Here is a 24,331-nt window from a genome sequence, read left to right on the forward strand (position 1 = left end):
CGCATGCCAGACAGTTTCGACCAGCTCGCCGCCCTGATCCGGGCGCGCTTCTCTGAACTGAGCCCGCAATTCCAGATGGGCGCGGCATTCCTGCTCGATCATCCGGACGAAGTCGCGGTCTCGTCGATGCGCAAGGTCGCCGAGCGCGCGCAGGTGCAGCCCGCGTCGCTGGTGCGTTTGTCGCAGCAACTGGGCTTTCCCGGCTGGAACGAACTGCGCAACCTGTTCGTCGCGCGCGTGCGCACGCGCCCCGAGCCGCTGACGAGCCGCGCGCGCTCGCTCGTCAAATCGAAGGACGCGCTCGCCAACGATCTGCTCGTCGCACAACAACACAATCTCGAAGTCACCGCCGCCCACAACGGCCGCGTGATCGTAGAGGCTGCGCGACTGCTGCGGCGGGCACCGCATGTTCATGTGGGCGGCTTCCGCTCCTGCTACCCGGTCGCGTTCGGCCTCGTGTACGGCTACCGGCTGTTCCGCTCGTCGGTGTCGCTGCTCGGCGGCGAGGCCGGCACGCTCGAAATGCAACTGCGCACGGTGCAGCGCGATAGCGCTACCATCGTCATCAGCTTCGCGCCGTATTCGGTCGAAGCCGCGCGCGTCGCAGAAGCCGCGCTCGAAAAAGGCAGCAAACTCATTGCCATTACCGACAGCGCCGTTTCGCCGATCGCACTCAATGCCGACAAGGTGCTGATCTTCTCGCACGAGAGCCCGTCGTTCTTCCCATCGCTGGTCGCCGCCACGGCGATCGCCGAATCGCTCGTCGCGCATCTGCTCGCGCTCGAAGGCGCCGACGCCGTCGAACAGTTGAGCATCGCCGAGCAGTCGCTGCATGCCAAAGGCGCGTACGTGCCTTGATGTAATCCGCTCGTGAAATTGCCTGTCGTGCCCTTGTTGCCGCTTCGTGCCGTTTGACAACATATGTTGTTTAAAAGTATAAATGCATATCGATTGTTGAATGAGTGCAAGCCGTGGAATTCGCGCGAGGTTTGGAGCTATACGAGGTAAGCGGCGAGCCGTATGAAATCGGCTATCGCCTGGGCGAACTGGCGAGGCCCGTGTTCGCCGGTTATATGGAGCAAAGCAGCGCATGGCGAGCGGTTCGCCGCTGGCGCGGCGCTCCGTTCGTGCGTGCGCTGCGTGACGCCGCCCGCGCTCACTTCCCGGCATTGCTGACTGAACTCGAGGGGATGGCGGCCGGCTTGGGCTGGTCTGCCGACGACGTCCTGCTGTGGAACTGCCGCGGCGAACTGACACATAACGCACCGGACGGCTGCACGACGCTTGCGGCGGTCGAACGCGACACGCGCTTTATCGCCCACAACGAAGACGGTGACCCGTTTCTGCGCGAGCGCTGTGCATTGGTCGACGTAAGGCCCGTCGGCAAGCCGTGCTTCGTGAGCTTCTACTACCCCGGCTCGCTGCCCGGACACACGTTCGCGGCCAACCGCGCGGGTCTCGTTCAGACGATCAACAATCTGCGGATTCGCATTCCCGCGGCCGGCGTGCCGCGCATGATCGTCGCTCGCGCAGTGCTCGATGCCGCGTCGCTCGATGAGGCGCTGCGCGTGCTGCGCAACGCACCGGCTGCGAGCGGTTTTCATCACACGCTAGCTTGTGCCGAGGACGCGCGCATTGTCAGCGTCGAAGCGAGCGCACAGCGTTATTCGGTGCAAAGCGTCGCCACGCGCGCCGGTCATGCGAACCATATGGTCCATCCAGGTTGCGAAGCCCTGCCGCAGATCGTGACCGATTCGTCGCGCGACAGGCAGCTTCGCGTGGACGCGTTGTTGCGGGCCGCGGACGGTCCGCTGAACGCGCACGACTTGCTCGCCATGCTGCAGGATCGCGCGCCATCGGGCTTGCCGATCTATCGCGACGACCGTTGCGATCCTGACGATGAGAACACGCTTGCAACGGCGCTGTTCGAAATCGGCGACACGGGTGTGTCGATGCATGTCGTCCGCGACGGGCAGCGCGTCTTCGAGACGTTTATTTCCCGTACGACATCCACTACGTCCACGCCCACTTCCTGAGCGGCCACCGCAATCCTCTACGAGTGCAAACCATGTCCAACGTATTTCATCGTTCGCCGAAGCAGTCGTTGCCGGTTGCCGTCGCCGGCGACGGCATCGAAATCATCGACTCCACCGGCAAACGTTATATCGACGCCTCTGGCGGCGCCGCCGTGTCGTGCCTCGGCCACAGCAACCAGCGCGTGATAGGGGCAATCAAACGGCAGGCGCAGCAGTTGCCTTACGCGCACACGTCGTTCTTCACGACCCAGCCCGCCGAGGAACTCGCGGAGCGGCTCGTCGCGAGCGCGCCGCAAGGGCTGGAGCATGTGTATTTCGTGTCGGGCGGTTCCGAGGCGATCGAGGCCGCGCTGAAGCTTGCCCGTCAATATTTCGTAGAGAAGAGCGAGCCGCGGCGGCGCCATTTCATTGCGCGGCGGCAGAGCTATCACGGCAACACGCTGGGGGCGCTCGCCATCGGCGGCAACGCGTGGCGGCGCGAGCCGTTTCTGCCGATGCTGATCGAAGCGCATCACGTGAGCCCGTGTTACGCGTATCGCGAACAGCGCGCCGACGAAAGCGAAACGGAATTCGCGCAGCGCCTCGCCGACGAGCTGGAGCAGAAGATCCTCGAACTCGGCGCCGATACGGTCGCGGCTTTCGTCGCCGAAACGGTGGTTGGCGCGATCGCGGGCGCAGTGCCGCCCGTGCGCGAATACTTCCGCAAGATTCGCGCGGTGTGCGATCGCCACGGCGTGCTGCTGATCCTCGACGAAATCATGTCGGGCATGGGCCGCACCGGTTATCTGTACGCATGCGAGGAAGACGGCGTCGCGCCAGACATCCTGACCATCGCGAAGGGACTGGGTGCGGGCTATCAGCCGATCGGCGCAACGCTCGTGAGCGACCGGATTTATCGGACGATCGTCGGCGGATCGGGTTTTTTCCAGCATGCCATACGTATATCGGTCATGCTACGGCGTGCGCCGCGGCGCTCGAAGTGCAGCGCGTGATCGCCGAAGAAAACCTGCTGTCCAACGTGCTGGCGCGCGGCGAACAGCTGCGCGGCCTGTTGCGAGAGCGCTATGCGCAACATCCGCATATCGGCGACGTGCGCGGCCGTGGGCTTTTTGTCGGTATTGAACTGGTCAAGGAGCGCGCCAGCAAGACGCCTTTTGACGCGGGCCTGAAGCTGCACGCCGCGATACGCCGCGAAGCGTTCGCGCGCGGCCTGATGGTCTATTCGATGGGCGGCACGGTCGACGGCAAGATCGGCGATCATGTGTTGCTCGCGCCGCCGTTTATCTGCACCGCGCGCGACATCGAAGAAATCGTCAACCGGCTGGCCGATGCGATCGACCGCGCGCTGGCTGCGCTCTGAACGCATGCGGCGATCCGCGATTCGCCATGTCAGCCCCCGCACTCTCAAACCCTCAACCTGCGAGACCGACGATGACCGAGCGCTTGCCCCCATTTCAGATATCCGATGCAACGCCCGAACAGAAGGCTGTTCTCGACGAGATTGTGTCCGGTCCGCGCGGCAATCTGAACGGACCGTTTCTCGGCTGGATTCATAGCCCCGAACTCGCGCAGCATGCCCAGCGTCTCGGCGCGTTCTGCCGTTATCGCACGGGTTTGCCGCTGCGCCTCTCTGAGCTGGCCATTCTGGTGACGGCGGCGCGCTGGCAGGCGCAGGCCGAGTGGTACATCCATTATCCGATTGCGCTCGAAGCGGGAATTCGCGAGGCGGACGCCCAGTTGATCCGCGAAGGCCGGCGTCCCAGCTTTGCCGATCCGGACGACGTGCTGATCCATGACTTCGCGAGCGAGCTGTACGACACCAAACGCGTGTCGGACGCGATCTTTGCAAAGGCGGTCGAGCGCTTCGGGCATCAGGTGGTGATCAACCTCGTGGGCCTGCTCGGCTACTACGCGCTCGTCGCGATGACGCTCAACGTGTTCGGCATGCGCGCCATCGGCCAGCAGAGCCTGCCGTTCGCCGAGTAGCGCGCAACAGGTCGCGGCGTCGCGCGGCTGGCGCCGTCACGGCATTGGCACACGGAAGCGCCTATGATGAAGGTCGGTCCACGTCCGCGCCTGTCACGCAGCGCCGCACTCGCGACCGATGCCAAAGCCGCGGAACATCCGGGCTGGACCGTTGCGGCGGGCATCGCATCGTTATCAGTCGTGCAGCGCGTGAAGCAGGGCACTACAGGAGAGAACGATGAAGCGCAAGGCATCAGCAGTCTGGCAAGGCGGTCTGCAAGACGGCAAGGGCTCCATTTCCACCGATAGCGGCGTCCTCAAGGAGACTCAATATTCGTTTTCCACGCGTTTCGCGGACGGCATCGGCACGAATCCGGAAGAGTTGATTGCAGCTGCGCACGCGGGCTGCTTTTCGATGGCGCTGTCGGCTGAGCTGGGCAAGGCCGGGATCACGCCACAGAGCATCGGCACGACTGCAACGGTCACGCTCGACAAGGACGGTGGCGGCTTCACGATTACCGCCGTGCATCTGGACGTAGCGGTGAAAATTCCTGGCGGCGACAAGGCCGCGTTCGACAAAGCCACCGCGGACGCGAAGGCGGGTTGCCCGGTGTCGAAGGTGTTGAACGCCACCATCACGATGGACGCGAAGCTCGAAACCTGAGCGAGCGGTGGCAGCTTCGCGGCGTGCGATGCCGATCGGCATGGTTCGCCGCTCGACGAAATTCCCTGCAACTCGCGCCGCAGTGCCGGCATCTTGCGCCGGCGCGGCGCTTCTTCGATGGCATTGCGATGACAACCCAAGCCGAAAAGGCAGCGCAATTTCAGGCGCTGCATGCAGCGCAGCAAGCTTTCGTCATTCCTAATCCGTGGGACATCGGCTCGGCGCGGCTGCTTGCGCTGGCGGGCTTCAAGGCGCTGGCGACCAGCAGCGCCGGCTATGCGTTTTCGCGTGGCTTGCCCGATAACGCCGTGGGCCGCGCGCAAATGATGACCCACCTCGCCGAAATCGCGGGTGCGACCGATTTGCCGGTCAGCGCCGATCTGGAAAACGGCTTCGGCGATGCGCCCGAAGACTGCGCGGAAACCATCCGGCAAGCGGCGCAGGCGGGAGTGGTGGGCGGCTCGATCGAAGACGCGACCGGCCGTGCGGACGAGCCGATCTACGCGTTCGAAGCCGCTGTTGAGCGCGTGCGCGCAGCCGTCGAAGCGGCTCGCGCGCAGCCGTTTCCCTTCACGCTCACCGCGCGCGCGGAGAACTATCTCGCCGGCCGTGCCGACCTCGACGACACCATCCGCCGCTTGCAGGCCTATCAGGATGCCGGTGCGGACGTGCTCTATGCACCGGGGCTCAAGACCCGCGAGGAAATTGCCGCTGTGGTCGGCGCGCTCGAGCGGCCCGTCAACGTGCTGATGGGCTTGCAGGGCGTCCTGCTCAGCTTCGACGAATTACGCGCGATGGGCGTGCGCCGCGTGAGTGTGGGCGGCTCCCTGGCGCGTGCGGCGCTCGGCGGTTTCCTGCGCGCCGCGCACGAGATACGCGATCACGGCACCTTCAATTACACGAAAGATGCGGCGAACGGCAACGAGCTCAATCAGCTCTTTGCCACGGCCGAGGAAAAGTGGCCGACGCCGAGCTAGAAGGGCGGCTGTCCGTGCCCGGTGGACGGCGAAACGGCAATGCGGGAACTTTTTCGCGAAATCTGCCGCCGAGAACCGCGAGTCGTAAACCGCGAGCTGCGAGGTAGCGCGGTAAAACGCTTTGTGACCACGCGGGACAATGTTTCGCGGCATACAACACATGCAACATCGCATCGTTGTTGGCAGTCCAGCGCTGAGCGCGGTTCGGCTATCGATCGTTTGACTGGTACTGTAGCGGCTACCGACGTGCGATCCTGTTCTTCAAGCTACCCAACAACCGCCTGTTCGAAATCTGGCCGAAAACAGGTTCTAACTCTTCACGGGGATCATCACGATGGACGACAAGGACATTCCTCTTGCCAATGGCAAGGTTGAATATCAAACGCTGCTACGGGAAAGCGACTACACCGTCGCTAAAACGACCGTCCGCGCCGGTGGCGCGACACAATGGCATCACCACACCAACGTCAGCGATCGCTTTCTCGTAGTCCGTGGAGTCCTGACTGTCGAGACGAAAATCGACGGGCTACTGAAAAGCATGAAAGTGCGCGACTTTTACAATGTCGATCCGGGCATAGTTCATCACATCAAGAACGAGACGGAAGAAGATGTGGTCTACATCATGGTTCAGGCGGGAGGCGCGTCGGATATCGTGCTAACCCCGGCTCAAGATTGAGCCCGGGCGCCGCCGCACAAGCCCAGCGGTCGGAGCAAGCCCATTGCCGATGCCCTAAGCGGGGCCACCGCGCGCGTTGAGCATTCCAGCTCGCGAAAGACGCTCTCGACGTGAGTGCGCACCGTACCCGGACCGAGCGCCAATTCCTGCGCGACGTCCTTGTTGCTTGCGCCCCGCGAAATCGCGCGCAGCACGTCGATCTCGCACGCCGAGAGACGCGGTGCGCGCTGCGGTGTCCTGCTAACTGCGCGTGTGCTCCATGACTCGTTCGACATTGGCGGAATGATGTCCTCCAGCGACACTCTGAACCGCTTACGGACAAGAGATCCCACCGGCATCGGGCTTGACGACGGCGTCGGCCGAATATTCGCCGGTTGGGAGATAACGCGAGTCGTCGGCATTGCGCAACGAATCGTGCCCGTCCGTCGTCAAGTGGCTGCGTCGCCAACTGGCGGGCGGCAAGCCGAATTCCCGCTTGAATGCGCGATTGAACGCTGCCTCCGATTCATAGCCGACGCGTTCCGCGATAGCCGCGAGCGACTGCGTTCCACCACGTAACGCCTGTGCCGCGATCTGCAAACGCCATCGCGCCAGATATTGCATCGGTGGCTGCCCGAGCAATTGAGTGAAACGCTGCGCAAGCGCGGAACGCGAAAGGCCCGCTTTGCGCGCAAGTTCGTCGACCGTCCATCCATGCGCCGGTTGCGCGTGCAGTAGCGCAAGCGAGCGGCCCACGAAACGATCGCTGACGCCGGCCAGCCATCCTTTGCGATCGGCGGGCAGCGAATCGATACAACGCCGTACCGCCTCCACGAACAGCAGTTCGGACAAACGGCCGAGCACAATCGCGCTGCCCACACGCCATTCGGCTGCTTCGACGGCCGCCACTTTTAACGATGATTCCAGCCACGCCGATCGCGCGTCGTTGCGCATGTCGATCTTGAACATACGAGGCAGCGCGGAGAGCACCGGATTGGTCAGCGTGTCGTCGCAGGCGAGAAACCCGCAAATGAGGCGCGTACATGCGCCGCCCCCGCCGTAGGTCAACTTCATCACATCGCCCGGCGTGGTTTCCAGATACTCCGACAGCATTTCGTGCGCGGGCGCCGGATCGAGTTCGAGCGAACTACCTATTACATGCGCTTCACCTTGAGGCACGACGAGAAGCTCTCCGGCATCGACGCATAGGGCGGAAGAGGGATCGTCGACGAGTCGCGCGCGACAGCTTCCTTCCGTGACGAGGTGATAGGACACGATGCGTTCCGCGCGCGGCAGGAACGAGACGCACAACTCCCGGGTCGCTTCGCCGAAAACACACCAGGGTGCAGTGAAGTCGGCGCTTAGATACACGGCTCCACTCAGGTGTACGAGGCGAAGTACGTCCGAAAGAGCATCCATGACGTCCTCCATCGATTCGGCGTCCTGCGCAAAAGATCTGGACGACCGGTCATTCACCGAAATGGCTTGCGTCCCGATACTAGCACTCACGCGAATCCGCAACAACGAACGGTGGCGCGTGCCCGAATTACACCATCAGGAGAACGATATGAGTGACACAGACACCTATAGCGGTCAATGCTTTTGCGGCGCAGTGCAGTTCACGGTAAGCGGAGAATCCGCCGGGATGGGCTATTGCCATTGCGAATCGTGCCGCCGCTGGTCGGGGGCGCCCGTCAATGCGTTCACGCTCTGGAAGCCGGCCGCGCTGCACGTTACGCGCGGCGCCGATGATATCGGCACTTACAACAAGACTGCCCATAGCTACCGCAAGTGGTGCAAGTCGTGCGGTGGACATCTCTTCACCGAGCATCCCGGTCTCGATCTGATCGACGTGTACGCGGCGGTCATCGCCGACTTCCCATATGAAGCGGGTGTGCACGTTCATTACCCGGAGTCGCGCCTTCCGATGAAAGACGGTCTGCCGAAGCAGAAGGATCTGCCAGCGGAAATGGGCGGCTCGGGCATCAGCGTCGCGGAGTAGCCGTTTGCATTTCGCGGTTGCGGTTTGATTTGCCCGATCGTCGCGCGGGCATTTTCCTGGTGCAAGTTCGCGGCGTCATCTGAATGGCGGCACCTCCGGGCATTGGCTCGTCGCTGCCTTTGGTTCTCAGGAGTCGTTTATGTCCGCAGTCGATTCTTCTCTTTCCCCCATTGCAGACTTCGCTGCCGTCAAAGGCCGTCAACACGCCGCGTGGTCGACCGGCAACTATGCTGTCGTCGGCACGACGCTGCAGATCGTCGGAGAAACGCTGTGCGAAGCGCTCGATCTGCGCGCCGGTTCGAGCGTGCTCGACGTTGCAGCCGGCAACGGTAACGCAACGCTGGCGGCCGCGCGCCGCTGGTGCAATGTCACTTCCATCGATTATGTCGCGTCACTGCTGGACGCCGGCCGTGCCCGCGCGGATGCAGAAGGTCTTCCGGTTCAGTTCCAGGAAGCGGACGCCGAAGCGCTGCCGTACGCCGACGCCTCGTTCGACATCGTGATGTCGACGTTCGGAGTGATGTTCACCCCGGACCAGGCGAAGGCAGCCGCCGAACTTGCACGCGTGTGCAAGCCGGGCGGCCGGATCGGCCTCGCGAACTGGACGCCGGAGAGCTTTATCGGGCAGGTGTTCAAGACAATCGCCACGCACGTTCCGCCGCCAGCGGGCGTGGCATCGCCAGCGCTGTGGGGAACGAAGGCGCGGCTGGAAACACTGTTCGAAGGGAAGGCCCGGAAGATCGTCGCGAATAGCCGGCATTTTACGTTTCGTTACCGCTCCCCCGAGCATTTCATGGAAGTTTTCTGCACCTATTACGGGCCGATGAATAAGGCATTCGGCGCAATCGAAGGCGAGCGGCAAGCGGCACTTCTCGGCGATCTGATGACATTGATCAGAAGCCGTAACCGGTCGGGCGACGCGACCCTCGTGCTGCCGAGCGAGTACCTTGAAGTGGTGGTGGAACGATCATGAACGGCGTCGGGCGTAGCGTCGCCGTGCTGCTCAAATCCGGCTCGCGCCTCTGGTCGCTCGCTTGCCTGATTGGCGTTCGGCACCGTTCGATGCTGGTTGCGTTGCCGCTCTGCTCGTCGCTGTGCTTCTTCGGTCTTCGCCTCGTTCTGTCAGTGTTGGGTCTGGCGGCTTGAATACTGTTTCATTGCAATGGATCGCTTCACCGCGCTTTCGTGCGCGGTGAAGCAGATCTGCACATTGCCCGCGTGCAGATGAGGGCGCGGACCACGTTGATCGAGGCAGTCCGCATCTACGAAATCCCGGGTTGATTTGTTGAACGATTAGTCATAATATGCGTGGATGAAGTCAGCTGACCATCCGCGATCATCGTCAAAGCCCTCATCGAAGAAAGCGGGCGAAGTCTGCCTGCGCGGCCGGCCGCGCGAGTTCGACACGGACACGGTGCTCGCGAGCGCGAGCCAGGTGTTCTGGAATCACGGCTACCATGCCACCTCGATCGACGACCTGTGCAAGGCCACCGGCCTGCTGCGCGGCAGTCTGTATGGCGTGTTCGGCGACAAGCACGGCATCATGCTCGCTGCGCTGGACCATTACGCCGAGGGCTCGGTCGCGCGTCTCGCCGAGCGGTTGAATGCGCCGGTGCCGCCGGAACAGGCGCTGCGCAACGCGCTGCTTCACTATGCGCGGGTTGCTTGCGCATTGACCGGCGAGCGCAGTTGCTTCATCACCAACACCACGCTCGAAATGCAGCCCGGCGACGAGGAACTGCGCAGCCGCGTCGCCGCGATCCAGCGCCGCATGGCAACCTTGCTGGCGGCCTCGGTAATCCGCGGTCAGGCGAGCGGTGCATTCAATTCGACGCTCGACGAAAAAGCCGTCGGCGATTTCCTGCTGTGCATCATGCAAGGCCTGCGCGTATTAGGACGCGTCGCCCATAAGGAAGACGCGTTGACCGGCATCGTGGATGTCGCAATGCGAGCGCTCATCTAAATTTTTTTGTCGAATTATTGAACGATTGGTCATGAAATCCGAACCGAACAAGTCCGCATCCACAGCATTGGCCGGCGCGGCGGCGGCAGCTTGCCCAGCTGCGAGCGTTGCGGTGTGTCCCGGCTTCGCGGTCGCGAGCGCTGCGATGAATAGCGCTGCCAGCGGCGCAGCCAGAAGCGCGCGGGTCGCCGAGCAGGCCGCGCCGCGTTTCGAACGTCAAGGGCTCGCGCTTGCTGTGCTGTTCGTCGGTGCTTTCCTTGCGCCGCTGGATTACTTCATCGTCAACCTGGCGCTGCCGTCGATCCGTACCGGCCTGAGCGCCACCGACGCGCAGTTGCAACTCGTGGTGTCCGCCTACGCGTCCGTGTACGCGGTGCTGCTGATTACCGGCGGGCGGCTCGGCGATCTGTTCGGCCGGCGCCGCATGTTCATGACGGGCATGGCCGCGTTCGTCATCGCGTCGGCGCTGTGCGGCTTCGCGACGAGCGGTCACATGCTGGTGGTCTCGCGCATCGTGCAGGGCATGGCCGCAGCGGTCATGGCGCCGCAGGTGCTCGCCACGATCCGAGCCGTTGTGCCGCTGCATCAGCAGACCCGCGTGATGAGTTTTTACGGCTTCGTGTTCGGGCTGTCGTCGATTGTCGGGCAGCTCGGCGGCGGCGCGTTGATCACGTATCACCCGTTTGGGCTCGACTGGCGGATCATCTTTCTGATCAATATCCCGATCGGCATTGCGGCGTTTCTCGGCACATGGAAGTTCGTGCCCGAGAATCAGCCGGCCACGCGCACCGGCCTCGACATGAAGGGTGTCGCGCTGCTGTCCGCCGTGCTGCTGCTCGTTATCTATCCGATGACGCATGGCCGCGAAGCCGGTTGGCCCGCATGGACCTTCGCGATGTTCGCGCTCGCCGTGCCCGTGCTCGCGCTCTTCGTTCTCATCGAGCGGCGTGTGGAGCGCGGCGGCGGCCATCCGCTCGTCGATCTGCAACTGTTCCGCAACCGCGCGTTCGCGCTTGGTCTCGTGCTCGCGTTCCTGTTCTATTGCAACAGCGCGTTTTTCCTGACCTACGGCATCTTTTTGCAAACCGGCCTGCACTGGACGCCGCTCGCGTCCGGCGTCGCGATCATGCCTTTCGCCATCGGCTTCGTGATCGGACCGCTGACGTCGCCCGCGGTCGTCAGGCGCATCGGCGGGCACGTCCTTACCCTTGGCTTTTCGATGATGACGCTGGGCTTCACGGTCACTGGCTGGGCCGCAAGCGAGGCGACCGTGCCGGATCTGCTGTTCTATGCGGGCCTGGTGTGCGCGGGCGTCGGTCACGGTTTGCTGCTTCCGTCGATTATGCGCATCGTGCTGCTCGAGGTCGCGCCTGAAAAGGCGGGGCTCGCGTCGGGTGTGGTTTCTTCAACGTTGCAGATCGGCTCGGCGTTCGGCACTGCAGCAATCAGCGGCGCGTTCTTCGGCGCACTGGGAGCGGGCGCGCGCGCTACGCCTGCCGCGTACGCCCACGCGTTTCAATTGAGCCTCGCGATCAACGCGGTGCTCATGTTCGTCTGCATCGGCTTGAGCGTGCTGCTCGTACGGCATCAGCAGCTCGCGTTGCGGCCCGCTACCGGTACGGTTTGAAAGCAGTGCGACGGTAATCGTTTTCATAGCTGTGTTGCCGCTTCGAAAAATTATTATGCATTTCACACGGAATTCATTTTAATTGCGCTCGCATTTACGGATGATTGAGTCGTTCACAGGTAATCCGAGACCATGCGGAAAATGTCAACAACGCTAACCGGATTCAAAAAATGTTTCAAATATGAAGCATTCCGTCGCATGCATTTTCTACCCGATGCCACGCCAGAAGCAGTAACTCTTGCGGTCTGTGCGTTGTCGCACGGTGACCGCTGGGGGCGCCCCGGCCGGGCGACTCCGGTTTAACCCGCAATTGCAGTGCGTCAAATTGCCTTTGTCAGGTTTGTGAAAACGGTATCAATAAAAAGCGCTTGCCGTCTTTAATTTCAATTGTTAATCTGAACGCGTTTTAGAGGTATCTCTCAGTAGGTCTTAGTCGATAGACGGCGCAATGACTTAAATACTGCTAACGGTTCCGTAGAGGATTGAATATGCTGACCGCTACCATTGACGCACTCTCACCGCCTTCCGCCCGGTTCACCATCGGCGACGTCGTCACGTTGAAAGACGGAGGCCCGCGCATGACCGTAACGTATGCGGGGCCGGTGGCGCTCAATCCTGGTGAGTGGCTTGTCTGCGAGTGGTTCGACGACCACGGTGAATTGCGCCGCGAAATGTTCGCGCCTTCGAGCGTGCGCGCCGAGCCGCGCTCCATTCCGGCCGGCTCCGTGCAGTGGAACCGCATGGTCCGCGCGGCGTAACGGCGGCCACTTCGGGCCGGGCTTATCGCACTGCCTCGTCGCACCGTCTTCTCGCACCGGCTCATCACTCGAAGGCGATCACCCGCGCCTATTTCTGCGAACGGTCCTGTGTCGTGCCGCGCTGTTGCACATGCAGCAGCAGCGCGGACGAAAACGCGCGCATGCGCCCCAGCTTGCGTTTTTCCACCACGTCGCCCGCAAGGTCCTTCGGCGGATTCGGCTGCAGCGACCAGTAAAGCGCGAGTACCCAGCCAAGAACAGTCCATCCAAGGCACGCGTTGAAGAGCGCGAGCGTCAGCACGTCGACGCGTTTGCGTCGATCGGCCAGAATCGCCGGCAGAAAATACAGCGCCAGCGCGATCACCACGGCGATGATCTGAACGACAAGCCTGTCATTCATATGCCGCCTCCCGGAAACGCCACTCGCCACTCGGCCTCGACACCCGGCTCGCGAAGAGAGCCTGCACACGCAGCTCATCTACCGATTGTCGCGCGATTGTGTGCCGCGTGCAGCCTGAATGAAAGCGGGCGACGCAGACGAGCCATGCACGCGGCCGTCCGGCCCTTCGCAACGCGCCGGCAAGCGATGGGGGTTTTAGTGCACCGAACATCGGGACTATCATGTTCGTTTCGAGCGAACGAAACCCGAACCCGAACTCCGCTACGGACCGCCATCATGATCTCCGACGATACGACCCAACAGGCCGAGCGCCTGAACCCCGACACGCTCCGCGAGTTCGTGGACCGCAAATGGAACGACGAGATCGTGCCTGCGCTCACCGACTACATCGCGGTGCCGGCCAAGAGCCCGGCCTTCGATCCCGAGTGGGTCAAGCACGGTTATCTCGAACGCGTGATTACCGACGCCGCGCAATGGGTCGAGCAGCAGCCGGTGCGCGGCCTCAAACTGGAGATCGTTCGCTTGCCTGGCCGCACGCCGGTGATTTTCTTCGAGACGCCGGCGACGCGTTCCGGCAGCGACGAAACCATCGTGCTCTACGGGCATCTGGACAAACAGCCGGAATTCGACGGCTGGCGCGCCGACCTCGGCCCGTGGACGCCGAAGCTCGAGAACGACAAACTCTACGGCCGCGGCGGCGCCGACGACGGCTATGCGATCTACGCGAGCATCACCGCACTCGCCGCGCTCGACGCGCAAGGCATCGAGCGGCCGCGCTGCGTCGGTCTGATCGAAACCTGCGAGGAGTCCGGCAGCTACGATCTGCTGCCCTATGTCGACGCATTGCGCGAACGGCTCGGCAACGTCGGCCTCGTCGTGTGCCTCGATTCGGGCGCGGGCAATTACGATCAACTGTGGCTCACCACGTCGCTGCGCGGACTCGTCGCGGGCGACCTCGAAGTGCAGGTGCTCGACGAAGGCATTCACTCGGGCGGCTACGGCGGCATTGCGCCGTCGAGCTTCCGCATCATGCGGCAACTGTTCGACCGGCTGGAAGACGCCGCCAACGGTACGCTGCTGCCAAAGGGCTTTCACAGCCCGATCCCCGCCGACCGTCTGCGCGAAGCCGAAGCCACCGCGCAAATTCTCGGCGACGACGTGTGGAAGAAGCTGCCGTGGGCATGCGGTCAGGACGGCCGCCAGGTGCTGCCCACCACGACCGATCCGAAAGAGGCGTTGCTGAATTCGACGTGGCGCCCGTCGCTTTCGGTGACCGGCGCGGCCGGCTTGCCCGCACTCGCCGATGCCGGCAACGTGCTGCGGCCGCGCACGGCGTTCAAGCTGTCGCTGCGGCTGCCGCCGATGATCGAAGCGGAAAAGGCCGTCGCGGAACTGAAGGCGCTGCTCGAATTCGACCCGCCGTACAACGCAAAGGTGACATTCAAACCGGACGCCGGAGCGGCGAGCGGCTGGAGCGCGCCCGACCTCGCGCCGTGGCTCGCGACCGCGCTCAACAGCGCATCGCGCGAGCATTACGGCGCCGACGTCGCGTATATGGGGCAGGGCGGCACGATCCCGCTGATGAATGTGCTGAAGGCCGGTTTTCCGAAATCGCAGTTCATGGTGTGCGGCGTGCTCGGGCCGAAGTCGAATGCGCATGGGCCGAACGAATTCCTGCACGTGCCCTATGGCAAGAAGCTGACGGCCGCCGTCGCGCAGGTAATCGCCGCCGCGCCATGAGCGGTGCCCGCCGCGCTTTGTGAAGCCGCGCGAACTCGCGTGCCCTTGCATGCAGGCCGGGTGCAATCCGCGCGAGTCGTCGAGTATTTGTTCCAGACCTGTCCACGTACGCCGATACCCGAATGACCGACAACGAGCTCGCTCAATCCACCACGCCCCGCATTGCGGCCGATCAACTGCACGCCTTCGTCAGGGCGATCTGGGAGCGGGCGGGCAGCGCGCCGCGCGAAGCCGAACTGGTCGCGGATCATCTGGTGGCGGCGAATCTCACAGGGCACGATTCGCACGGCGTCGGCATGATTCCGCGCTATGCGGCGTCGCTCGCCGACGGGCAACTGCGGCTGAATCTGCACGCCGAAGTCGTGAAAGATGCGGGCGCGGTGCTCACCGTCGAAGGCCGCAAAGGCTTCGGCCAGGTGGTTGCGTTCGAGGCGATGGAAGAAGGCATCGCGCGCGCACAGCGCATCGGCATTTGCGCAGTGGGCTTGCGCGATGCGCATCACATTGGACGCATCGGCCACTGGGCCGAGCAATGCGCGCGAGCGGGGCTCGTGTCCTTCCACTTCGTCAACGTGGCCGGCGATCCGCTCGTCGCGCCGTTTGGCGGCGCGGACCGCCGCATCGGCACGAATCCGTTCTGTGCCGCATATCCGCGGCCCGGCAAGCCGCCGCTCGTGCTCGACTTCGCGACCAGCACCGTCGCGTATGGTAAGACGCGCGTCGCTTACAACCAGGGCAAGCAGGTGCCGCCCGGCGCGTTGATCGACCATGAAGGCGTGCCGACGGCCGATCCCAAAGTCATGCATGAGGCGCCGTTCGGTTCGCTGACGCCGTTCGGCGGCCACAAGGGTTTCGGGCTGGCGGCCATGTGCGAGATTTTCAGCGGCGCGCTGGCGGGCGGTTTCACCACGCATGCGGATACCCTCGGCACCACCAGCGCGATCATCAATTGCATGCTGTCGGTCATCATCGATCCGGCCGCATTCGACGCCCCCGACGCGCAAGCGGAAGCCGACGCGTTCATCGCGTGGGTCAAGGCCTCGCCGCTCGCGGCGGGCGTGGAGCGCATCTATGAGCCCGGCGAGCCGGAGCGTGTGACGCGCGCCGAGCGCGAAGCCAAAGGCATTCCCGTCGATGCCGCCACATGGACACAGATCTGCGCGGCAGCGCTTGCCATCGGCATGAGCGAACACGAGGTTGCGCGCTGGTCGGCGTTTCTCCGGTAGCACTCATTGAAACAACCGCCGCTTTGCGTTTATGCGATATAGATATTCCGTCTGTTAGACCACGAATAAAAAAATATTCGCAAGCGGCATTTTCGACTGCGTCGCCTAATCGACGCTTATTTTTTTCTTTCGAATCCGCAGGGCGAATGCCGCCTTTGACCGCTCGCTAATCGATTCGCGGCCGGCATCTAATCCCGCCCAATCTCGTGCATCTTCGCCGCGCAAGCGTTTGCGGTGCGGCGCACGCGCCGCAGTTGTTGGTCGCCGCCGCGACGCCCGTCCGGCAAGGCTTTGCGATTTCGTTGCATTGATCTGTTGGTTATCCCGCTCCCATCTGATTCCGGTCTGCTTTAGGCTCGCATTGCAATATCAGTGTTTAACCTTACAGGACCGTTCAAAATGAATCTGCATAACCACCACGCCTGCCGTCCGTTCCTCGAAGCCGGCAATCTGTCGCAAATCTCCGCTTACTACGAAGAAGGCCGCAATGTCATGTGGATGATGCTGCGCGCGCAGCCGCGTCCCTGCTTCAATCTGGATCTGGTCCACGATATTCTCGGGCTCGCGCAGGCCGCGCGCGAATCAGGCTTGCCCATCGACTTCTGGGTGACGGGCTCGCTGATCCCGAACATCTACAACGTGGGCGGCGACCTCGATTTCTTTGCCGATGCGATCCGCTCGGGCAAGCGCCAGGCGCTGTTGGCGTACGCGCGTGCTTGCGTCGACTGCGTCCATGCTGCGGCGCGCGGTTTCGACACCGGCGCGATCTCAATTGCGATGGTCGAGGGCACGGCGCTCGGCGGCGGCTTCGAGGCCGCGCTCGCGCATCACTTCCTGCTCGCGCAGGCGGACGCGCGCATGGGCTTTCCAGAGATCGCGTTCAACTTGTTTCCGGGCATGGGCGGCTATTCGCTCGTCGCGCGCAAGGCCGGCATGCGTCTCGCCGAGGAGCTGATCGGGGTGGGCGAACCGCACACGGCGGAATGGCACCGCGAAAAGGGTCTCGTCGACCAGCTGTTCGAACCCGGCGACGCCTACGTGGCGACCCGCACGTTTATCGACACGCTCAAGCCGAAAATGAACGGCATCCGCGCGATGCTGCGGGCACGCCAGCGCGTGCTGCAACTGCCGCGCGCCGAGCTGATGGAAATTACCGAGGATTGGGTGGACGCCGCCTTCACGATCGAGGAAAAGGATCTCGCCTTCATGGAGCGGCTCGTGATGCTGCAAAACCGCCGCACCGCCAATCTGCGGCAGGCGGCCGCGAGTACGGCCAATTTCGGCTGACTCAGTCCTGAGACGGCCCGAGTGCGCCGCTTGCGACGCGCAAGGCTCAGGCGATCAGCCTGAGCTTCTGCCGGTCCTGCAACCAGCGCTCGAAGTCCGCGGCAGGCATTGGGTGAGCGTACAGGTAGCCCTGTACGTATTCGACACCCAGCCCTTTCATGAAAGCCTCTTCCGACTCCGTTTCGATGCCTTCGGCGACGACCTTGAAATCGAGTTCCTGGGCGACCACCACCATCGAGCGGACTAATGCTTGCGCTTTGGTATCGGCGTTGATCGAACGCACGAAGCTGCGGTCGAGCTTGATCACATCGAGCGGAATGCGGCCCAGTTGCGACAGCGATGAATAGCCGGTGCCGAAGTCGTCAAGGTGCACCTGCGCGCCGAGCTGACGGAATTGCTTGATGAGGTCGATCGCCGCGGCTTCGTCCTCGATCAGACAGCTTTCGGTGAGTTCGACGTCGACGAGGCATGGTTCGAGATTCGCCTGCTGAAGCGCTTCGTTAAAATGCCGGACCACCGCCGTATCCACCAGTTGCCGCGCCGACACATTGATCGCGATGCGCAGGTTGTAGCCGTCCGCCTGCCATTTGGCCGCCTGTTTCGCGGCCGTTTGCATCACCCAGCGGCCGAGCACGCCGATCAATCCCGACTCCTCGGCATAACGAATGAACTCGGCCGGCATGATCTGCCCGCGCTCCGGCGAGTTCCAGCGCACCAGCGCTTCCACGCCTTGCACGGCGCCCGTCGAAAGCAACAGCTTGGGCTGGTAGTGCAGCGTCAACTGGCCTTCCTCGAGCCCGCGCCGCAGGTTCGTGTCGAGCCACATGTATTCGGCGACCTTGCGGTTCATCTCCGGCGAAAACACGCGGTGCGTGCGCTTGCCTTCGTCTTTCGCGACATACATGGCGGTGTCGGCCGAGCGGATCAGCGACTCCAGGTTGTCGCCGTGCTCCGGATAGCGCGCAATGCCGATCGAGCAGCCCGTATAGACTTCGACGAGCCCGAGGCTGAACGGCGTGCGCATGCGTTCCAGAATGCGCTGCGCGGTCGCTTCGAGTTCGTGCGCCATGTCTTTCGCGGCGAGCACGATGAACTCGTCGCCGCCAAGGCGCGCGAGCGTGTCGCCTTCGTTCAGGCACATGCCGATCGCGGCCGACACGTCGCGGATCAGACGGTCGCCGAATACGTGGCCGTAGTGATCGTTGACCTTCTTGAAGTTGTCCAGATCGAGAAAGAGCACGCCCACCGATTCGCCGGGCGCCGCCTCTTCGATAGCGGTGCGGATCTTGTCCTGAATCGCATTGCGATTGGCGAGGCCGGTGAGCGAATCCGTGTTGGCGAGTTGGGTGAGGCGTTCCTGCGCGAGGCGTTCTTCGGTGATGTCCGTGCCGGAGCAGATCAGGTACTGCTCGTCAACGCCGCTGCCGCTCTGCACGAACTTGTTGCGAAACAGGAAGAGCCGTTCGCCGTGCAGCGTCTTGATGCGCCGCTCGACTTCATACGACACGCCGCGATTGAAGAAGCCCGCAATGTTCTGACTCGACGCCGCTCCGTCCTCCGAGGACATGAATAGCGCCCACACATTGCGCCCGATGATGTTCTCCTCCTTCACGCCCGTGAGTTCTTCGGCGAGCCGGTTAAAGCGCTGGATTCGCCCATGCCGGTCGACGATCACCACGACCGAATTGACTTCGGACACGACCTGTTCGGCGAACGACAGTCCATGCATCAGATCGCGCGCGACGGACTCGGTGTCGTCATAGGCCGACGCCGTGCCGGCCCAACTGCTGCTGTTGATCTTTCTGCCGACGAGGTGCAAGCGCAGCGGCTCGCCGAACAGCCGCACGTCGAGAACTACGTGCGACGTGACGCCCGTGAGGCAGCGGATCTGCGAGGCCTGCTGGGGATTCAGCGGAATGGCAACGTTGGCCGGCATGTCGCCAGTAACTGGCGTCAGTTCGAGCGCGTTGCTGTCGCTCGACAGACGCCAGCAAGGGCTGCTTGTGCCGAACTGCGCATAAAGCACCTGCTCGTGATGGTCGTCGTTCATGGGATCCCCGGGCGGTGTGCCGTTTCTGCCGTGACGGCGGATGACGGCAGACAGTCTTCATCATACTTAAAGACGGGCCATTGTAGCGAAGCGGCTGGAATTCGGGCCATAAAGATGAGAGGCGTGCACTTGGCGCATTGGCGCGCGAATCGGTAAAAGAAGCATGGCTAACGATGCGCAGCCAGGCACTCTTTACAGACGCGCAACCTCAAAACCTGCGGGTGAGCCAGCTGCGCGCGCGCTCGCGTTCGAGCGGACTAGCCTCGACGGACGGTTCGAACCAGAAGCCACCCGCCACGAGCGTCGCGATCACGACGCCGTCGCGGTACAGCACGCGGTTGCCGGCGACGGCCGGCACGCGTTCTCCGACCAGCAGCGTCCCGGCGAGATTGAGCGGATCGGTGCCGCCGACGCAGACAAAAGCACCATCGTTCGCATGCCGTCGGACTTCGCGCAGTAACGGAATCGCTTCGGGCAACGCGAACTGTTCCCCCGCGAGTCCGTTGATGAAGCGTCCGCCGCGGATCACGCCGCGCGCTTCGAGCCGCTGATAGACGCGTAGCAGATCGCGCCACGGCGGCAGCCAGTCGGCTTCGCGCTCGAGCACACGCCAGAAAACCACGCCGTAGCGCCGCAGCAACGTCATCGCGACATGTTCGAGGATGTCAGGCGGCAACTGGCGGCGCTGCTGTTGTGGTGGTTGCCGTTGCTGTTGAACATCCGGCTTCGCCGCGAGCTCGGCGTTCGCCGCCACTGAACCGCGCCGGTTGACGAGCGCCCAACGTCCGGCGTCGTCCATTCCGCCGATCAGCGCGCTCGATCCTGCGCCGGATCTCGCGCGCCTGCTGGCGGAATACGCGTTGCGTTTCGCGGCCGGCTTGAGCAGCGCGCGCAAGCCCGCAAAGCTGTCCGAATTGACGAGGCCGGCCGCGACCAGTTCGCCGAGCGCGTTTTCGAGCTCGATACGCAATACGCGAAGCTCGTGCAGCAGTTCATCGAAAAACATCGCGCCGTGTTGCGACAATGCGTCATGGACAGATTGCGCGCGCGCCGACAACTCCGGCTGGCGCGCCGGATCGATCAGCGCGCTCCATGTGCGCACCTGGGCGCGCGGCAACAGCACGATAGGCGTGCTGCGCACCGGACCGGCCGCGCTGCGCGAGCGCTCCGTCAGCCGGGTCCAGACGATCTTGCCCGCGCGGCATAGTTCGTCGAGCGAAGTATTCGAATACGCCTTCACGCGTGCGGGCAGAATGTCTTCTTCCCACGCGCTTGCCGCGGCCTCGAAGCCTTCCATCTGATCGAGCACGGCCGCGAGCGCGTCGCGTCCCTCGCTGCGCGTGTCCGGCGTCAGATGCTGCCATTCGAACAGAAAGCGCATGAAGTCATGCCGCTCTACCGGCTCGATTTCGCGGCGCAAGCGTTTGACGGTGTAGCGGTGAATACGCGCGAGCAGATGCCGCTCGCACCATTCTTCTTCGCTCGTTTGCGGCGTGAAGCGGCCGCGCATCACGTAGCCTTCCGCCTCCAGACGGCCGAGCGCCTGTTCGACCGATGTTTGCGGCAGCTTCAGCGCGTCTGCAATCGCGCCGGCGGGCAGCGGGCCGAAACCGGTCAGCCGGGCGCGCAGCACGTCGAGTAGGGCGTTCTCGGCGGTCCATTCGTCGGTGTAGCCCTTCGGCGCGGCGAGCGGCGGTGTGAAGCGGGCGCCGCCATGCATCTCACCGTTGTTAGTGTCGCCGCTTTCGGTGTCGGGGTAGAGCGCGTCGAAACAGGTCAGCCGTTCCGCGGGCAACCACAGTGCCGCATCGGCGGCAATCTGCAAGCGGGTCGCGCGGCCCGCTTGCGCGAGCGACGCAAGCCAAGCCGGCCAGCCTTCGTTGTGCTGCGCCTCGGCCTCGGTAATGCACGCAAGGCCTGTCAGCGCTTCGTGCATTTCGTCGACGCTGCGCGCCTGGGGCCATGCTTCGTCGCGCACGCTCGCGATCGCGTCGGCGTCGAGCGCGCCGAGGTCGTCCGCGCTCGCCGGATCGGTCCAGCGGCGATTGAGCACCGCCTGCGTACGGCGCTCCTCGATCGGCGCATCGTCGAGATACGCGTAGGGCTTTGCGTTCAGGATTTCCGCGGCGAGCGGCGAGGGCGCCGGCAGATCGCGCGCGACGAGCCGCATGTCGCCGCTTTCGATACGGCGCAGCAGCACGAGCCAGCGCTCGCTATCCATCGCGTCGTGCAGGCAATCGTCGACGGTCTGATCGACTAACGGATGACGCGGCAGTTCGCGCTCGCCGACCACGTTCTCCAGACACGCGGCTTGTTCCGGAAAGACGCTCGTCAGCAGATCCTCGCTGCGCATGCGCTGTAGCTGCGGCGCCGTTTTGCGTCCGCTGGTGTAGCGCGGCAAACCGAGCGCAGTCGTCGCGTTCCAGCGCCAGCGCACGCCAAAGAGCGGCGCGTCGAGCAGTGCCTGAATCAGAAGATGCTCGGCGCTGTTCGAATGCAGATAGCGCCACACTTCGTCGAGCACGAACGAATGGCTACCGGTCAGCGACAGCACGATCGCGTCTTCGGTCGCGGCGGCTTGCAGCTCGAAATTGAACTGGCGGCAAAAGCGCTTGCGCAGCGCGAGTCCCCACGCGCGATTCACGCGGCTGCCGAACGGCGCGTGAATCACGAGTTGCGTGCCGCCCGATTCGTCGAAGAAGCGCTCCATGACGAGCGTGTCTTGCGTCGGCAAAACGCCGAGCGCGGCGCGTGCTCGCGCGAGATATTCGACGATTTGACGCGCGGCGGCTTCGTCGAGACCCAGTTCGGCGATGAGCCAGTCGATCGCGCGTTCGAGCCGCGCGGGCATCGGGTTGGACGTGTCGGCGGTTGCGTCCGGCAGATTTTCAGAGGCGACTGACACGAGGGCGCCGCTCTTCGCCTGCGCTTTTGCAAGCGGCGGCGCCGCTGCCGCGCCGTCCGCGGCGAGCAGACGCGCGACCTGCTCGCGCAGGCGTGCGACGCCCAACGACAATTCGTCGCTGCGCCCCGGCGCTTCGCCGAGCCAGAACGGAATGTTCGGCGGCTGACCTTGCGCGTCCTCGACCCGCACACGGCCGCTTTCGATCCGCAGAATCCGGTACGACGCGTTGCCGAGCTGGAACACGTCGCCGGCGAGGCTTTCGACCGCGAAGTCTTCGTTGACCGTGCCGATATTGATCGCCTGCGGTTCGAGCACGACTGCATAGTCGCCGTTCTCGGGAATCGTGCCGCCCGACGTGACCGCGACGAGCTTGCCGCCGCGCCGGCCACGCAGTGTGCCGCTCACCACATCGCGATGAATGTAGGCGGCCCGCCGTCCATTGCGGCTCGTGTAGCCCTCGGCCAGCATGCGCAGCACTGCGTCGTACTGTTCACGTTCCAGGTCGGCGTACGGCGCGGCGCGCCGCATGAGCTCGAAGAGCGCGTCTTCGCTCCATTCGGCGCTCGATACTTCAGCGACGATCTGTTGCGCGAGCACATCGAGCGGCGCGCGCGGAATGCGCAGCGCGTCGAGTTCGCCGCGCCGCACGCAATCGAGCAGCGCCGCGCATTCGATCAGATCGTCGCGCGAAGTCGGAAAGAGCCGTCCTTTCGGCATGCCGCCGACATGGTGACCCGAGCGCCCCACGCGTTGCAGGAACGGCGCGATTGCACGCGGCGAGCCCATCTGGCAGACCAGATCGACGTCGCCGATATCAATGCCCAGTTCCAGCGAAGCGGTCGCAATCAGCACGCGCAGTTCGCCGCGCTTGAGCCGCTGCTCGGCGTCGAAACGATGCTCTTTGGCGAGGCTGCCGTGATGCGCGGCCACCGCGTCCTTGCCGAGCCGTTCGGTCAGATGACGTGCGGCGCGCTCGGCCATGCGCCGGGTGTTCACGAAGATCAGCGTCGTGCGGTGGAGCGCGACGAGTTCCGCGAGACGGTCGTAGACGCGCTCCCAGACTTCGTTCGGCATGACGGCTTCGAGCGGTACCGGCGGAATTTCCAGCGCCAGGTCGCGCTCGCGGATATGGCCCACGTCGATGATTGCGCAATCGGCCGGCATGCTGCTTTCGACAGGGGCGCCGCCTACGAGAAACCGTGCTACCGCGCTTACTGGCTTTTGCGTCGCGGACAGGCCGATGCGCGGCAGGCGCCGTTGGCACAACGCGTCGAGCCGTTCGAGACTGAGCGCGAGATGGCTGCCGCGCTTGCTGCCGGCGAGCGCATGAATTTCGTCGACGATCACGGTCCGCACGGTGCACAGCATCCGCCGGCCGGAGTCCGAGCCGAGCAGCACGTAAAGCGACTCCGGCGTGGTGACGAGAATATGCGGCGCGCGCTTTCTGATCGCGTTGCGTTCCTGCTGCGTGGTGTCGCCGGTGCGCACGGCGGTGCGGATGTCGAGCGGCGGCAGGCCGCGCGCGTCGAGTTCCGCGGCGATCCCTTGCAACGGCAGTTGCAGATTCAAGCGGATGTCGTTGGACAGCGCCTTGAGCGGCGAGACATAGACCACCAGCGTTTCGTCGGGCAACGCGCCGTTGTTCGCGAGACCTTGCTGGACCAGGTCGTCGAGCGCGGACAGGAAAGCCGTGAGCGTTTTGCCCGAACCGGTGGGCGCGGCGACCAGCGTGGAGCGGCCCTGGCGAATCTGCGGCCAGGCGGCGGCCTGCGCGTCGGTGGGCGCGGGGAATGTGTTCAGGAACCAGTCGGCAACCGCGGGATGAAAGCCCGCCAGCGCGCCCGCCGCGGCGCCGCGGTCCGCAAGCGGCGAAGCTGCGGGCGNGCGAGCCACGTCGGCTGTTGCTGCTGGGTTGGCGGTTGCAGTGCTCACTGAGGTCATGCCTGTTTAGATGGGGATGCGACGCCCGATATCCAGACGGCGGCAAAACCCGCCGCCGTTGCCGGCGCAGACGGACGTCGCGGAATCAGAGGACCAGTCTGGCAGGTTTCGGCGGCACGTGCTAAACGGTGCGGC

19 protein-coding genes and 2 pseudogenes are annotated in these 24,331 nt (G+C 63.9%); 16 read left to right on the forward strand and 5 right to left on the reverse strand.

Annotated elements, in window-relative coordinates:
• Positions 1–3 precede the first annotated feature (3 nt).
• The 7 genes and pseudogenes from F759_RS0102530 to F759_RS0102560 all read left to right on the forward strand — a co-directional run bounded on the left by F759_RS0102530 (position 4) and on the right by F759_RS0102560 (position 6,318).
• A complete protein-coding gene (locus F759_RS0102530) occupies positions 4–858 on the forward strand; it encodes a MurR/RpiR family transcriptional regulator (protein WP_027798449.1) in 855 nt (284 codons plus the stop codon).
• Between the two features lie 113 nt (positions 859–971).
• Positions 972–2,036: a C45 family autoproteolytic acyltransferase/hydolase gene (locus tag F759_RS0102535; RefSeq protein WP_027798450.1), complete on the forward strand. Its 1,065-nt coding sequence runs from the start codon at positions 972–974 to the stop codon at positions 2,034–2,036.
• Between the two features lie 32 nt (positions 2,037–2,068).
• Positions 2,069–3,396 (forward strand): annotated as a pseudogene (locus tag F759_RS37185) (aspartate aminotransferase family protein).
• Between the two features lie 71 nt (positions 3,397–3,467).
• Positions 3,468–4,022, forward strand: coding sequence for a carboxymuconolactone decarboxylase family protein (locus F759_RS0102545; protein WP_027798451.1), 555 nt, complete (start codon positions 3,468–3,470; stop codon positions 4,020–4,022).
• 217 nt (positions 4,023–4,239) lie between these two features.
• Positions 4,240–4,665, forward strand: a complete 426-nt coding sequence (locus F759_RS0102550) for an OsmC family protein (RefSeq protein ID WP_027798452.1) — start codon at positions 4,240–4,242, stop codon at positions 4,663–4,665.
• 128 nt (positions 4,666–4,793) lie between these two features.
• The gene (locus F759_RS0102555; RefSeq protein ID WP_027798453.1) at positions 4,794–5,642 is read left to right on the forward strand and encodes an isocitrate lyase/PEP mutase family protein; all 849 of its coding nucleotides are present in this window, start codon (positions 4,794–4,796) and stop codon (positions 5,640–5,642) included.
• 334 nt (positions 5,643–5,976) lie between these two features.
• The gene (locus F759_RS0102560) at positions 5,977–6,318 is read left to right on the forward strand and encodes a cupin domain-containing protein (protein ID WP_027798454.1); all 342 of its coding nucleotides are present in this window, start codon (positions 5,977–5,979) and stop codon (positions 6,316–6,318) included.
• Here F759_RS0102560 and F759_RS0102565 read toward each other — a convergent pair.
• Positions 6,309–6,542: pseudogene (locus tag F759_RS0102565) on the reverse strand (response regulator transcription factor); the annotation flags it as partial. The gene F759_RS0102560 and the pseudogene F759_RS0102565 overlap by 10 nt on opposite strands.
• Positions 6,543–6,630: 88 nt before the next feature.
• A complete protein-coding gene (locus F759_RS37190; protein WP_244438777.1) occupies positions 6,631–7,716 on the reverse strand; it encodes an AraC family transcriptional regulator in 1,086 nt (361 codons plus the stop codon).
• Between the two features lie 148 nt (positions 7,717–7,864).
• Here F759_RS37190 and F759_RS0102575 point away from each other — a divergent pair, with 148 nt between their 5' ends.
• From F759_RS0102575 to F759_RS0102600, 6 genes are all read left to right on the forward strand, one after another.
• Entirely contained in the window at positions 7,865–8,299 is a 435-nt protein-coding gene (locus F759_RS0102575; protein ID WP_027798456.1) for a GFA family protein, read from the forward strand.
• 139 nt (positions 8,300–8,438) lie between these two features.
• Positions 8,439–9,272: a class I SAM-dependent methyltransferase gene (locus tag F759_RS0102580; protein ID WP_027798457.1), complete on the forward strand. Its 834-nt coding sequence runs from the start codon at positions 8,439–8,441 to the stop codon at positions 9,270–9,272.
• The gene (locus F759_RS42795; RefSeq protein WP_154670899.1) at positions 9,269–9,445 is read left to right on the forward strand and encodes a hypothetical protein; all 177 of its coding nucleotides are present in this window, start codon (positions 9,269–9,271) and stop codon (positions 9,443–9,445) included. Before F759_RS0102580 ends, F759_RS42795 begins: the two co-directional genes overlap by 4 nt.
• Positions 9,446–9,611: 166 nt before the next feature.
• Complete coding sequence (locus F759_RS0102590; RefSeq protein WP_027798458.1) at positions 9,612–10,262, forward strand: TetR/AcrR family transcriptional regulator; 651 nt, start codon at positions 9,612–9,614, stop codon at positions 10,260–10,262.
• Positions 10,263–10,293: 31 nt separating this feature from the next.
• Positions 10,294–11,889 (forward strand): MFS transporter, encoded by a 1,596-nt coding sequence (locus tag F759_RS0102595; protein ID WP_027798459.1) that lies wholly within the window; start codon positions 10,294–10,296, stop codon positions 11,887–11,889.
• 488 nt (positions 11,890–12,377) lie between these two features.
• Positions 12,378–12,647 (forward strand): YodC family protein, encoded by a 270-nt coding sequence (locus F759_RS0102600; protein ID WP_027798460.1) that lies wholly within the window; start codon positions 12,378–12,380, stop codon positions 12,645–12,647.
• Between the two features lie 88 nt (positions 12,648–12,735).
• Here F759_RS0102600 and F759_RS0102605 read toward each other — a convergent pair whose 3' ends face one another.
• Positions 12,736–13,047, reverse strand: a complete 312-nt coding sequence (locus tag F759_RS0102605) for a superinfection immunity protein (RefSeq protein WP_027798461.1) — start codon at positions 13,045–13,047, stop codon at positions 12,736–12,738.
• A gap of 276 nt (positions 13,048–13,323) precedes the next feature.
• Between F759_RS0102605 and F759_RS0102610 the strand changes: the two genes are divergently transcribed.
• The 3 genes from F759_RS0102610 to F759_RS0102625 all read left to right on the forward strand — a co-directional run bounded on the left by F759_RS0102610 (position 13,324) and on the right by F759_RS0102625 (position 17,300).
• Entirely contained in the window at positions 13,324–14,787 is a 1,464-nt protein-coding gene (locus F759_RS0102610; protein ID WP_027798462.1) for a M20 family metallopeptidase, read from the forward strand.
• 122 nt (positions 14,788–14,909) lie between these two features.
• A complete protein-coding gene (locus F759_RS0102615; RefSeq protein WP_027798463.1) occupies positions 14,910–16,013 on the forward strand; it encodes a malate/lactate/ureidoglycolate dehydrogenase in 1,104 nt (367 codons plus the stop codon).
• A 399-nt stretch (positions 16,014–16,412) separates the two neighbouring features.
• Positions 16,413–17,300: a crotonase/enoyl-CoA hydratase family protein gene (locus tag F759_RS0102625; RefSeq protein WP_027798464.1), complete on the forward strand. Its 888-nt coding sequence runs from the start codon at positions 16,413–16,415 to the stop codon at positions 17,298–17,300.
• Positions 17,301–17,346: 46 nt separating this feature from the next.
• Here the strand turns inward: F759_RS0102625 and pdeR are convergent, their stop codons facing one another.
• Together pdeR and F759_RS0102635 are read right to left on the reverse strand one after the other, a co-directional pair.
• Complete coding sequence (pdeR, locus tag F759_RS0102630; RefSeq protein ID WP_027798465.1) at positions 17,347–19,350, reverse strand: cyclic di-GMP phosphodiesterase; 2,004 nt, start codon at positions 19,348–19,350, stop codon at positions 17,347–17,349.
• A gap of 208 nt (positions 19,351–19,558) precedes the next feature.
• Positions 19,559–24,196, reverse strand: coding sequence for a DEAD/DEAH box helicase (locus F759_RS0102635; RefSeq protein ID WP_027798466.1), 4,638 nt, complete (start codon positions 24,194–24,196; stop codon positions 19,559–19,561).
• Positions 24,197–24,331 lie beyond the last annotated feature (135 nt).

The organism is Paraburkholderia dilworthii (genome assembly GCF_000472525.1).
Lineage (GTDB): Bacteria > Pseudomonadota > Gammaproteobacteria > Burkholderiales > Burkholderiaceae > Paraburkholderia > Paraburkholderia dilworthii.